We start from the raw sequence: 12,325 nt of genomic DNA on the forward strand, positions 1-12,325 counted from the left end.
CCCGGGGCGAATTCGCCCCGGCCCACCGTGCAGGGTGCGTTCCCATGGCTACTTCAGCCGAAGGCAGGGGAATACCGCGCCCCGCCCGGCGTCCGTGACGAGCGTGCCGTAGCAGTCGAATCGCCTGTGCGGAATGGCCCGTTGGCACGGACGAGGGCCCGCGCGACACAGTGTATGAATAGGCCGGAAAGCGACGACGCCGACTGACACCGGAAGTGTTCCCCGGCACTGTGAGAGCGTCAAGGTTGCGGGCGACACCGGTTCCGACACCGGTTCGGTCCCACGTCTTCGGCCGACCGGCAGCCACCGGACGCCCGGCCGGGCGCACGCACGGCTCCGGACCGGGACGGACCGCCTCCCCCGGACGGCCGCCACCTCACCTGACGGCGATCACGGCCGACCCGTGCCCGAACAGCCCCTGGTTCGCGGTGACTCCGACCCGGGCCCCCGCGACCTGCCGGTCACCCGCGGTGCCCCGCAACTGCCACGTCAGCTCGCAGACCTGGGCGATGGCCTGGGCGGGCACGGCCTCCCCGAAGGAGGCGAGCCCACCGCTGACGTTCACGGGTATGTGGCCGCCCAGTGCTGTCGTGCCCTCCCGCAGGAGCTTGGCCGCCTCGCCCTCGCCGCACAGCCCCAGATCCTCGTACCACTGCAACTCCAGGGCCGTGGACAGGTCGTAGACCTCGGCGAACGAAAGGTCCTCCGGGCCGATCCCCGCCTCCTCGTACGCGGCCCGCGCGATCGAAGCCCGGAACGTGTCAGCAACCGGCCCCGCCGCGACCGTCGAGCCCGCCGAGTCCGTCGCGATGTCGGGCAGGTCCAGCACGGTGCGGGGATAGCGCGGTGTCACCGTGGACACCGCGCGGATCCGCACCGGATCCACCGCCCCGTGCCGGCGCGCGAACTCCATGCCGGACAGCACCAGCGCCGCCGCGCCGTCAGAGGTCGCGCAGATGTCGAGCAACCGCAGCGGATCGGCGACCACGGCCGACGCGGCGACCTCCTCGGCCGTGACCCGCTTGCGGTAGCGCGCGTTCGGATTCAGCGCCCCCATGGCCGCGTTCTTCACCTTGACCTGGGCGAAGTCCTCCACCGTGTCGCCGTGGACCGCCATCCGCCGCCGCGCGTACAGCCCGAAGTACGTCGGATTCGTCGCGCCCAGGACGCGGAACCGCAGCCAGTCCGGATCGTCGGGCCTGTCCCCGCCCGCGGGCCGGAAAAACCCCTTCGGTGCCGCGTCCGCACCCACCACGAGCACCACGTCCGCGAGGCCCGAAAGGATCTGCGCCCGCGCCGCGTCGACGGCCTGGGCTCCCGACGCGCACGCGGCGTACACGCTCGCCACCCGCGCCCCCTGCCAGCCCAGCGCCTTGGCGAACGTCGCCCCCGCCACGTACCCCGGATAGCCGCCACGCACCGTGTCCGCGCCGACGATCGAGTCGACCTGCCGCCAGTCGAGGCCCGCGTCGGCCAGTGCCTCGCGCGCCGCCACCGTCCCGTACTCGACGAATCCCCGCCCCCACTTGCCCCAGGGGTGCATGCCCGCGCCGAGCACCGCCACGTCACCCGTCATGCCGTCACCCCCGTCGGCCGCCAGTGCCAGGTCGTCCAGGTCGTCTCCGCGTCCTCGTTCAGCACGCCCGGGACGACCTCCACCTCCATGCCCACCGTCAGATCGGCGACGGACACCCCGGGAACCGTCTGACCGAGCACCACGAGACCTTCGGATTCCAGCTCCACAGCGATCAACGCGTAGGGCCGCCATTCGAGTTCCCGATCGGACACGTACGGTGACGGCGGCCGGTACCGGCTGTCCGTGTAGGACCAGACGCGGCCCCGTCTCGACAGCGGCACCTCTTCCAGTTCGCCGCCCGGGCAATCGGGATTGCGGCAGAACGAGTCCTCCCGGGGGAAGAACACGGACGCGCAGGCCGAGCAGCGCGTGCCGAGGAGCCGGAAGTCGTCTCCCTCGCCGGCGAACCAGCCGGGGACCACGGGCGTACGAGTGCGCGACAAGGCTCCTCCACGGCACTGGACGACGACACCTGATCTGACGGTATGTCAGAAGTCTGCCACGGGCGACGCGGATGGGACAGTGGCCCGGAACAGGCAGTGATCGGGAGTGAGCCGTCGAGAACCAGAACCACCAGAACCATCAGAATCACCGGGACCAAAGCCACTCGAATCACTCTCCGGGAACCCGGTCCGGTCGGCTGATCGGGCGCGGACTGTATCCGATCACTTCCCCCGGGGAACCCGCACCTGATAGACGCAAGGGTCATGACCCGACTCACCACAGCGGTACGCGGTCTCGTCACCGCGCTCGCCGCCCTGCTCGCCGTCACCGCCGCCTCCACCACCGCGCGGGCTACGCCGGAGCCGAAGGCCCCCGAGGACTTCGTGGCCCTCCGCTCGGTGGACCGCACGATCATCCAGGAGATGCGCTACTTCACCCCGCACAACTTCGTGGGCGAGCGCATCGACGGCTACCGGGAGCCGCTCTGCATCCTCACCAGACCCGCCGCCGAGGCCCTCCACAAGGCTCAGCGGCAACTGCTGCCCCAGGGCTACTCCCTGAAGGTGTACGACTGCTACCGGCCCCAGCGAGCCGTCGACCACTTCGTCCGCTGGGCGGAGGACCTCGACGACCAGACCATGAAAGGCGAGTTCTACCCCGACGTCGACAAGACCCGTCTGTTCGAGGACGGTTACATCGCCGAGAAGTCCGGCCACAGCCGGGGCTCGACCATGGACCTCACGCTCGTGAAGATTCCGGCGAAGCCGACCCCGCCGTACGTCCCCGGGCAGCCCCTCGTGCCCTGCTTCGCACCCCAGGGCGAGCGTTTCCCGGACAACTCCGTGGACATGGGCACGGGTTACGACTGCTTCGACACCCTGTCGCACACGCTCGACCCACGGGTCCAGGGGCAGCAGCGCGTCAACAGGCTCCTTCTGAAGGACACCCTCGAAGACCTCGGTTTCGTGAACCTTGCCGAGGAATGGTGGCACTTCACCTACAAGCCCGAGGCCTACCCCGACACGTATTTCGACTTCCCGGTGTCGGCCGCGTCCCTGGTCAGGTCCCACTGAGGCGGCCAGCCAAAACGTCCATGTGATCATCAGATACAGTCCCGGGCGTGTCTCCATCCCAGATCCCCTCCGCCAACTCCACGCCGGGCACTCACTGTTCGAGCTGCGGTGCCCCCTACGGAGAAGGCGTCTCCGGCTGGCCCCGTACCTGCGCCTCCTGCGGCGGCGTGGCCTACCGCAACCCGTTGCCGGTCGCGGTGGCTCTGCAGCCCGTGTACGACACGCAAGGGGCAGCCCTGGTCGTCATCACCCGAACCATCGCCCCCGCGCGCGGGGGCGTCGCCCTGCCCGGAGGATTCATCGACCACAGGGAGGACTGGCGCCAGGCCGTCGTCCGTGAGCTCAAGGAGGAGACGGGCATCGTCGCGGCGAGCCGCGACGTACGGCTCGTCGACGCGCTGAGCTCACCCGACGGGCACCTGCTGCTCTTCGGAGCCCTCCCGGAGCGTCCCGCGGCCGAACTGCCGCCGTCCGTCGCGACGGACGAGACCGCGGGCTGGCACTTGCTGCGCAGATCGACCGAACTCGCCTTTCCACTGCACACGATGGCGGCCAAGGCGTGGTTCGACGGCCGGTACATCTGAGGGACCCCTCGGAACCGCCCGAAGAGGCCCGCCGGCCGACCCGTCGGCCGGCGGGCTCTCATCGATACCGCCGGGCCCCTGCGAGCTGGGCCATCAGGTCCCCAGTCCGCGCACCCGTACGGGAAGGGACGGCTCGCCCGGCCCGTCCTCCCCCTCTCGCGCCACCACCACACGCTTGCCCTGCCGGCGCGTCACATAGCGCTGGATCTCCGGCTCCTCCCAGCCGTCCCCGGAGTCGGCGACCACCAGCCCGCCCCCGGTCCGTCCGTGGGCGGGCGCCCACACCTCCAGCTCCAGAGAGCCGTCGTCGCCGCGTACGGGCAGCACGGCGCCCGCGCGGACCAGTACCGGAATCCGCGACAAGGGGGCGTCGATCAGCACCTGCGCGGGCCCTTCGTATGCCTTCTCGGTCACCACGTCGTACCAGCGGCCCCGCGGCAGCCGCACGGCACGCCGGTCCGTGCCCGGCTCCAGCACCGGAGCCACCAGGAGACAGTCACCGAGCAGGAAGACGTCCTCGCAGTCACGCAACGCCCGGTCCTCCGGGGCGCCCCACCACAGCGGCCGCACATACGGCGCACCCGTACGCCGTGCCAGATGCGCCAGTGTCATGAAGTACGGCAGCAGCCGCCGCCGCTCGACGAGCGCCACGCGCGCGTGCGTGAGGACCTCGTCACCGAACTCCCAGGGCTCCCTGCGGCCGGCCCGCGGCCCCGCGTGGGTACGGAAGAACGGGAGATACGCGCCCAGCTGGAACCACCGGAGAAACAGCTCGGGGGAGGGGTGCCCGTCGAAGCCGCCCACGTCGGGCCCCGAGTACGGCACCCCGCAGAGACCGAGCCCCAGCACCAGGGCCAGCGACGCCCGTACACCCGGCCACCCCGTGGCCACCTCCCCGGACCAGGTCCCTCCGTAGCGCTGTATTCCGGCCCAGCCGGAGCGTGACAGCAGGAACGGCCGCGCCTGGGGTGCCAGTTCGCGCAGGCCCTCGTAGGCCGTACGGGCCATGGCGAGCGCGTACACGTTGTGCGCCTCGCGATGGTCGCCACCGCGGCCCTCCAGGTCGTGCCGCGCCGAACGGGGCAGCGTGGACTCGCCGAAAGCGGTGAAGGAAACGGGTTCGTTCAGGTCGTGCCAGAAGCCGGCGAACCCCTGCGAGAGCCGCTCCTCGTAGAGCCCGCCCCACCACCGGCGCGTACGCGCGCGCGTGAAGTCCGGATGGACCACCTCGCCCGGACGGCCCACACCACGCACGACCTCTCCCGCGAAGTCCCGCACGAAGCCGTCCTCGGCGCTCCCGCTGTCGTACACGGCGTTACCGCCCCCGGGTTCGGCCCTGACCGCCGGACCCACGACCGACACCAGCCGGATTCCGTCCCGGCGCAGCTCCTCCGCGAGCACCGGCAGCTTCGGGAAGCGGTCCCGGTCGACCGTGAACACCCGCTGCGCGTCGAAGTGGTCGATGCCCAGGTGCACGGCGTCCAGCGGCAGCCCGCGCTCGTGGTACCCGCCGACGATCCGCCGGACCTCCTGCTCGTTCCCGAAGTCCCACCGCGCGTGATGGTGCCCCAGCGCCCAAGCGGGCGGCAGTGCCGCGGCACCGGTCAGGGACGCCCAGGTCTGCAGCACGCGCGCGGGAGTGCCCACCATCGCCCAGCAGCGCAGTGGTCCACCGTCCATGCGCAGTTCGCTCGTCCCGGCCCGGTCGTGCCCGGACCCGGCGCCCTCCTCGCCTTCGCGCACCGTCACGGTGCCGTCCCAGGAGCTGTCGTGGAACACCAGGTGCGTGGCCGCGTCGGCGACCACCATCTGCACCGGCATGGTGAGGTACAGCGGGTCGTCCCCGGGACCGAAGGCATGCCCCGGGTCGGTGTTCCACAGCCGGTACGTCCCATCGCGCAGCCGGGGCCCCGACGCCCGCCCGCCGAGGCCGAAGAAACGCGCGTCCGCGGCCACTTCGGACCGCTGCATCCAGCGGGCCCGACCACCACCGGCCGGCTCCCACCACCGCGGCGGCAGATCGCGCCGCAGACTCACCCCGCCCGGCGTGAGCACCTCCACGGCGCCGAACCGGGAGACGACCACCGTCATCCGCTCCGACACCACCCGCCAGGCACCGTCCTTGTCCGGCTCCAGCACGGCCCGGCAGTCCGGTTCGGGCGCGCCGTCCGCGAGCGCGTACGAGGGCTCGGGCCCCGCTCCGTCCCAGGCCCAGAAGACGGCTCCGCCGGTGGTGACGGTGATGCGCAGCTCGGAGCGGGTGAACCGGACGACGCCCCCGCCGGGCGTGGGCTCCGCGGACAGCACGGGCCCGGGGACCCGCGCGCGTTCGGGGCCCCGCGCCGGCAGCCCCGCGGCGTCGGCACGCCTCCTGCGCCATGCGGCCCGTACGGTGAGCAAGCCCTGGCCCGCCCCCGCCGAACCGACCGCCTTCATCGAACGCACCAGGTCACGACCGTTCATGCTGCTCAGCCTGCCACCCGAATGGGCCTACGAGTGAGTCGTTCAACTTCCGTTCACCCATGGCGGGACCACATGTTCACGAGCCGGACTATGTGGGCCCAACCCTGGTGCGGAAGTCGATCACATGGCATCGTCCGTCTCAGCCGCGTGACCCGCACACCTCAGTCCGTGCGCGGTACACGTACACGACGCGCGCAGTCCGGGAGCCGACCCATGACCTCATCGAACCCCTCGCCGCTCTGGCAGCCCGACCGGGAACGCATCGCCCAGGCACAGATCACCCGATTCCAGGCCTGGGCGGCCGAACATCACGGTGCCCCGGCCGAGGGCGGCTACGCCGACCTGCACCGCTGGTCCGTGGACGAACTCGACACGTTCTGGAAAGCCGTCACCGACTGGTTCGACGTACGGTTCTCCACCCCCTACGCGCGCGTGCTGGGCGACCGCTCGATGCCGGGGGCCCAGTGGTTCCCCGGCGCCACCCTCAACTACGCCGAGCACGCCCTGCGAGCGGCCAACACCCGGGCGGACGAACCGGCCCTCCTGTACGTCGACGAGACCCACGAGCCCCGCCCCGTCAGCTGGTCCGAACTACGCCGACAGGTCGGCTCCCTGGCCGCCGAACTGCGCGCCCTCGGCGTACGCCCCGGAGACCGCGTCAGCGGATACGTCCCGAACGTTCCGCAGGCCGTGGTCGCCCTCCTCGCCACCGCCGCCGTCGGCGGAGTATGGACGTCCTGTGCCCCGGACTTCGGCGCCCGCAGCGTCCTCGACCGCTTCCAGCAGGTCGAGCCCGTCGTCCTCTTCGCGGTCGACGGCTACCGCTACGGAGGCAAGGAGCACGACCGCCGGGACACCGTCGCCGAACTGCGCCGCGAACTGCCCACCCTGCGCGCCGTCGTCCACATCCCGCTGCTCGGCACGGAGCACCCCGAAGGCACCCTGGAATGGTCCGCCCTCACCTCGTCGGACATCGCACCCGTCTACGAAGAGGTGCCTTTCGACCACCCCCTCTGGGTGCTCTACTCCTCCGGCACGACGGGCCTGCCCAAGGCCATCGTCCAGTCCCAGGGCGGCATCCTCGTCGAGCACCTCAAACAGCTCGGCCTGCACTGCGACCTGGGCCCCGAGGACCGTCTCTTCTGGTACACGTCCACCGGCTGGATGATGTGGAACTTCCTCGTCTCCGGCCTCCTGACGGGCACCACGATCGTCCTGTACGACGGCAGCCCCGGCTATCCGGACATCGGCGCCCAGTGGCGCGTCGCCGAACGCACCGGCGCCACCCTGTACGGCACATCGGCGGCCTACGTCATGGCCTGCCGCAAGGCGGACCTCCACCCCTCCCGGGACTTCGACCTCTCCCGGGTCCGGTGCGTCGCGACCACCGGCTCGCCTCTGCCGCCCGACGGATTCCGCTGGCTGCACGACGAGGTACGCGACGACCTGTGGATCGCCTCCGTCAGCGGCGGCACCGACGTGTGCTCCTGCTTCGCGGGAGCGGTCCCCACCCTGCCCGTGTACATCGGCGAACTCCAGGCCCCGGGCCTCGGCACCGATCTCCAGTCCTGGGACCCGAGCGGCAAACCCGTCACCGACGAGGTCGGCGAACTCGTGGTCACCAACCCCATGCCGTCCATGCCGATCCGCTTCTGGAACGACCCCGACGGCAGCCGCTACCACGACAGCTACTTCGACACGTACCCCGGAGTGTGGCGCCACGGCGACTGGATCACCGTCACCTCGCGCGGCTCCGTCGTCATCCACGGCCGCTCGGACTCCACGCTCAACCGCCAGGGCGTCCGCATGGGGTCGGCCGACATCTACGAAGCGGTCGAACGCCTTCCCGAGATCCGCGAGTCCCTCGTCATCGGCATCGAACAGCCCGACGGCGGCTACTGGATGCCGCTCTTCGTCCACCTCGCCCCAGGAGCCGTACTCGACGAGACACTCCTCGGCCGCATCAAGCAGACCATCAGGGAACATCTCTCACCCCGCCACATCCCCGACGAGGTCATCGAGGTCCCCGGCGTGCCCCACACCCTGACCGGCAAGCGCATCGAGGTCCCGGTCAAACGCCTCCTCCAGGGCACCCCCCTCGAAAAGGCGGTCAACCCCGGCTCCGTCGACAACGTCGACCTGCTCCGCTTCTACGAGGAACTGGCCCGCAACCGCGCCTGACCGCCAACACCAACCTGACCAACGCTTCTTCGCCACCACCCCGCCTGTGAACCCTGAGCCGACGGTCGTTGTCAGTGCCGACGGTTACGGTGAGTGAACATTGATCACTGCGCACAGGGGGAAAGATGGCGCACACCCAGCACCAGACCATGCGACGCGTCCTGCGCCGCGAAATCGCCGGAACCATCGGCCTGCTGACCGACGAGCAGGACTTCACCGCGATGCGGCGGCGCTACCGTACCTTCGCCTTCGACGACCACGCGAGCTATCTCCAACAGGTGGAATCGCTGCTCCGGACCCTCGCGTCCCAGGGCGGCCACACCACGGTGGCGCTCTTCGACCCCGAGGAGTACGCGGCGTTCTGCGCCGAGCACGAGCTGGACCCCGACACCGCTGCCAGCCGCACGCGCTTCACGGCGGAGCTCGCCGCGACAGGCGCGACCGTCTCCTACGAAGGCCAGCCCTTCGACGCCCTCGTCCCCGACCTCATCGACGAAGCAGTCCGCCAGGCCACCTGGGAGTACGCGACCACACTCCTGTCCCGGATCGGCAACTGCGCCTCCTGCGGCGAGGACATCGGCCGAGCCGCCTTCCTACGAGCCTCGGAGCTGCTCGTCCGCATCCTCGAAGTCTCGGGCCCCGGCGCGCGGCACCTCGTGTGCAGCGTCTCCACCGAGCCCGAAACACTCATGGCCGTCCTGCGCACCGACGACGACGAGCACGGAACGCCGCAGCTCGACGAGGCCGCGGCCCTCGAATTCACCACCGTCCTCGCCCTCGGCATCGCCACCAGGACGGCCGGCGGCCTCGTCATGCGCACCAGCACGCCCGACACGACCGACCGGGTGTACGGCTGGCGCCTGCGCGGTGAGTGGCTGCGACCCCTCACCGCCGGCGAAGTCTTCGACGCCTACTGCACGGACGTCGAATCAGGCGACCTGGTCTCTCCGGAATCAGGCGTCGACTACTGCGCGCCGCCGGACCTGGGCGACGACGGCCATACGACCGCACACACGCACTGAACACACGAGGGGCGCCCCACCTTTCGGCGGGGCGCCCCTCGATCACAGCCACTCAGCACTGAACCACTCAGCACCGGCGGCGCGGTATCCCGACTACTCGCCGGACAACACCGCCTGAGCCGCCGTGCGCGCCTCCTCGGCGCTGTCGCAGGCACGCGCAGCCACCGCGGCCCGCTCGCACTGCGCCAGCGTGTACTTGCCCAATGCCGTGCGGACGTAGGGAATCGACGCCGCACCCATGGAAAGAGAGGTGACACCCAGACCGGTCAGCACACACGCGAGCAGCGGGTCCGAGGCGGCCTCGCCGCAGACACCACAGCTCTTGCCCTCGGCCCTGGCCGCCTCGGCGGACATCGCGACCAGATCGAGCAGCGCGGGCTGCCAAGGATCCTGGAGCCGGGACACGGCCCCCACCTGACGGTCGGCCGCGAAGGTGTACTGCGCGAGGTCGTTCGTGCCCAGCGACAGGAATTCGACCTCCTGGAGGATCGAGCGCGCCCGCAGGGAGGCCGACGGAATCTCGACCATGGCACCGAACTTCGCCCGCAGGCCCGCCGCACGGCACGCGTCGGCGAATGCCTTGGCGTCCGCGCGGTCGGCGACCATCGGCGCCATGACCTCCAGGTGGACGGGCAGCCCCTCGGAAGCCTTCGACAGCGCTGTCAGCTGCGTACGCAGCACGTCGGGGTGGTCCAGCAGCGACCGCAGACCCCGCACGCCCAGCGCCGGGTTCGGTTCGTCGGCCGGCGTCAGGAAGTCGAGCGGTTTGTCGGCGCCCGCGTCGAGCACACGCACCACGACCCGCCCCTCGGGGAAGGCCTCAAGAACCGCGCGGTACGCCTCGACCTGCTTCTCCTCGGTCGGCGCGTTCTTGCTGTCGTCGAGGAAGAGGAACTCGGTGCGGAACAGGCCCACGCCCTCGGCACCGGCCTCGACCGCCGCCGCGACGTCCGCGGGACCACCGATATTGGCGAGCAGCGGAACCCTGTGTCCGTCGGAGGTGGCCCCGGGCCCGGTCGACGCGGCGAGTGCGGCCTTCCGCGCGGCCGCAGCGGCCTCCAGCTCGGCCTTCTTCTCCGCACTCGGATTCACGAAGATCTCACCGGTGCTGCCGTTCACCGCGACCATCGTGCCCTCGGCCAGCTCACCGGCTCCGGGGAGCGCTACCACGGCGGGCACACCGAGAGCCCGCGCCAGGATCGCGCTGTGGCTCGTGGGCCCGCCCTCCTCGGTGACGAAACCGAGGACGAGGGTGGGGTCCAGCAGAGCCGTGTCGGCCGGCGCGAGGTCACGAGCGATGAGGACGTACGGCTCGTCGCTGTCGGGGACCCCCGGCATCGGAACACCGAGCAGCCGGGCGACGATACGGTTCCGCACGTCGTCGAGGTCCGCCACCCGCCCCGCGAGGTACTCACCGGCATTCGCCAGGAGGGCGCGATACGCGGCGAACGCGTCGTAGATTCCTCGCTCCGCGGTGCTTCCGACCGCGATACGCCGATCGACATCCGCCATGAGTTCCGGGTCCTGAGCCATCATGGCCTGGGCCTCAAGAACGGCCTGCGCCTCGCCGCCGGCCAGCGTGCCGCGCGCCATCAGGTCGGCCGCCACGGCTTCCACTGCCTTGCGGGCGCGCCCCTGTTCGCGCTCCGCCTCCTGCGCCGGTATCTGCTTGGCAGGCGGTTCCAGCACTGCCGTTCCCATGTGCCGAACCTCGCCGATCGCCACACCGTGGCTCACGCCGACGCCTCGCAGCGTTGTCTCCATGTCACCCGTCTCCGATTGAGTGGCGGGCCCTGCCGCCGAGATGTTGTGCCGTGTCTGCCGTCACCGACGGCGATGAGCTCAGCGCCAGCTGAAGAGAGCGTCGCCGGCCTTGACTTCGCCGTCGACACTGACGTCGGAGAGGGACTCAGCGGTGGCTTCGAGTGCCACGATGGGGCAGATGGGGGATTTGCCGGCCGCTTCGACGGCGGCCGGGTCCCAGCGCACCACGGACTGCCCGCGCTGCACGGTGTCGCCCTTGTTGACGAGCAGCTCGAAACCCTCGCCGTTGAGCTGAACGGTGTCGATGCCCAGGTGCGTCAGCACTCCATGACCCTCGCCGTCGACCACGACGAAGGCGTGCGGGTGCAGAGAGACAACAACGCCGTCGATGGGCGCGACGGCTTCCGAGGCCTCCCGAACGGGGTCGATCGCGGTACCGGGGCCCACCATGGCCCCGGAGAAGACCGGGTCGGGTACAGCTGCGAGTCCGATGGTGCGTCCTGCAAGAGGGGACGTCACGATGGTCATGGGAAGCCTCCCGGGGCGGGGATTAATACGGGCCGTCACTGCCTGTCCCGGACGGCGCACTGTTGAGCAGCGTAAGTCATAAGAAGTGACGGTTCCGCGCGAGTGGACCCGGTTGGCGGTCGTAGCGCACAGCACAAACGATTTGCGCCCACTCCGGAGCCCCGTGTACTGTTGTAGGTCCTGCTTGAGGCTGAGTGACGCGACTAAGCGTTCTTGCCTGGCAGCAACCAACCTGTCAGATCCCATCTCAACGCCTGGTTCCGCATGTCTGCAGAACCGTGGTCAGAGGGACGGAAAATCACTGATAGAGTTTGGGAACACGAAGGGAAGCGCCCGGAGGAAAGCCCGAGAGGGTGAGTACGAAGGAAGCGTCCGTTCCTTGAGAACTCAACAGCGTGCCAAAAATCAACGCCAGATATGTTGATACCCCGTCCATCACCGTTTGGTGGTGGGTGGAGGTTCCTTTGAAAAAGTCCTGCCGGGCGCAAGCACGGTAGGCGCATCAGCGAGGACGCTGTGAACAGTCTTCCTTATTCCGGTCGACTGTTCCGCTCTCATGGTGTGAACCGGATTACCGGTGAACATTCACGGAGAGTTTGATCCTGGCTCAGGACGAACGCTGGCGGCGTGCTTAACACATGCAAGTCGAACGATGAACCACTTCGGTGGGGATTAGTGGCGAACGGGTGA

The 12,325-nt window shown here is 70.0% G+C and carries 9 protein-coding genes and 1 rRNA gene; 5 read left to right on the forward strand and 5 right to left on the reverse strand.

Translation table 11 applies throughout. The features are described 5' to 3' along the window. Positions 1-376: 376 nt before the first annotated feature. Positions 377-1,576: a lipid-transfer protein gene (locus tag AOK01_RS17440; RefSeq protein WP_055512632.1), complete on the reverse strand. Its 1,200-nt coding sequence runs from the start codon at positions 1,574-1,576 to the stop codon at positions 377-379. Further along, entirely contained in the window at positions 1,573-1,998 is a 426-nt protein-coding gene (locus tag AOK01_RS17445; protein WP_055512634.1) for a Zn-ribbon domain-containing OB-fold protein, read from the reverse strand. Before AOK01_RS17445 ends, AOK01_RS17440 begins: the two co-directional genes overlap by 4 nt. A 285-nt stretch (positions 1,999-2,283) precedes the next feature. On the opposite strand from AOK01_RS17445, the gene AOK01_RS17450 reads away from it, so the two are divergent. After that, positions 2,284-3,093 (forward strand): M15 family metallopeptidase, encoded by an 810-nt coding sequence (locus AOK01_RS17450; RefSeq protein WP_055512636.1) that lies wholly within the window; start codon positions 2,284-2,286, stop codon positions 3,091-3,093. 47 nt (positions 3,094-3,140) lie between these two features. Continuing rightward, positions 3,141-3,677, forward strand: a complete 537-nt coding sequence (locus AOK01_RS17455) for an NUDIX domain-containing protein (protein ID WP_055512638.1) — start codon at positions 3,141-3,143, stop codon at positions 3,675-3,677. Between the two features lie 93 nt (positions 3,678-3,770). Here AOK01_RS17455 and AOK01_RS17460 read toward each other — a convergent pair whose 3' ends face one another. Beyond that, complete coding sequence (locus AOK01_RS17460; RefSeq protein WP_055512640.1) at positions 3,771-6,140, reverse strand: TIM-barrel domain-containing protein; 2,370 nt, start codon at positions 6,138-6,140, stop codon at positions 3,771-3,773. Between the two features lie 213 nt (positions 6,141-6,353). On the opposite strand from AOK01_RS17460, the gene AOK01_RS17465 reads away from it, so the two are divergent. Both AOK01_RS17465 and AOK01_RS17470 read left to right on the forward strand, forming a co-directional pair. Continuing rightward, positions 6,354-8,321, forward strand: coding sequence for an acetoacetate--CoA ligase (locus AOK01_RS17465; RefSeq protein ID WP_055512642.1), 1,968 nt, complete (start codon positions 6,354-6,356; stop codon positions 8,319-8,321). Positions 8,322-8,446: 125 nt separating this feature from the next. Next, positions 8,447-9,343: a hypothetical protein gene (locus tag AOK01_RS17470; RefSeq protein ID WP_055512644.1), complete on the forward strand. Its 897-nt coding sequence runs from the start codon at positions 8,447-8,449 to the stop codon at positions 9,341-9,343. Positions 9,344-9,436: 93 nt separating this feature from the next. Here the strand turns inward: AOK01_RS17470 and ptsP are convergent, their stop codons facing one another. Further along, positions 9,437-11,107, reverse strand: coding sequence for a phosphoenolpyruvate--protein phosphotransferase (gene ptsP / locus AOK01_RS17475; protein WP_055512646.1), 1,671 nt, complete (start codon positions 11,105-11,107; stop codon positions 9,437-9,439). A gap of 78 nt (positions 11,108-11,185) precedes the next feature. Beyond that, positions 11,186-11,635 carry a PTS sugar transporter subunit IIA gene (locus AOK01_RS17480; RefSeq protein ID WP_055512648.1) on the reverse strand — a complete coding sequence of 150 codons (450 nt, stop codon included), beginning with the start codon at positions 11,633-11,635 and terminating at the stop codon, positions 11,186-11,188. A gap of 584 nt (positions 11,636-12,219) precedes the next feature. Between AOK01_RS17480 and AOK01_RS17485 the strand changes: the two genes are divergently transcribed. Beyond that, positions 12,220-12,325, forward strand: a 16S ribosomal RNA gene (locus tag AOK01_RS17485); the annotation flags it as partial.

Origin of the sequence: Streptomyces aurantiacus (assembly GCF_001418335.1) — a bacterium.
In the GTDB taxonomy this organism is placed as follows: Bacteria; Actinomycetota; Actinomycetes; order Streptomycetales; family Streptomycetaceae; genus Streptomyces; species Streptomyces aurantiacus.

What these genes read in the sequence shown, in the direction of transcription:
- AOK01_RS17440 (WP_055512632.1), bottom strand. Translation starts at nt 1,576, where the DNA reads ATGACGGGTGACGTGGCGGTGCTCGGCGCGGGCATGCACCCCTGGGGC.
- AOK01_RS17450 (WP_055512636.1), top strand. Translation starts at nt 2,284, where the DNA reads ATGACCCGACTCACCACAGCGGTACGCGGTCTCGTCACCGCGCTCGCC.
- AOK01_RS17460 (WP_055512640.1), bottom strand. Translation starts at nt 6,140, where the DNA reads ATGAACGGTCGTGACCTGGTGCGTTCGATGAAGGCGGTCGGTTCGGCG.
- AOK01_RS17465 (WP_055512642.1), top strand. Translation starts at nt 6,354, where the DNA reads ATGACCTCATCGAACCCCTCGCCGCTCTGGCAGCCCGACCGGGAACGC.
- AOK01_RS17470 (WP_055512644.1), top strand. Translation starts at nt 8,447, where the DNA reads ATGGCGCACACCCAGCACCAGACCATGCGACGCGTCCTGCGCCGCGAA.
- ptsP (WP_055512646.1), bottom strand. Translation starts at nt 11,107, where the DNA reads ATGGAGACAACGCTGCGAGGCGTCGGCGTGAGCCACGGTGTGGCGATC.
- AOK01_RS17480 (WP_055512648.1), bottom strand. Translation starts at nt 11,635, where the DNA reads ATGACCATCGTGACGTCCCCTCTTGCAGGACGCACCATCGGACTCGCA.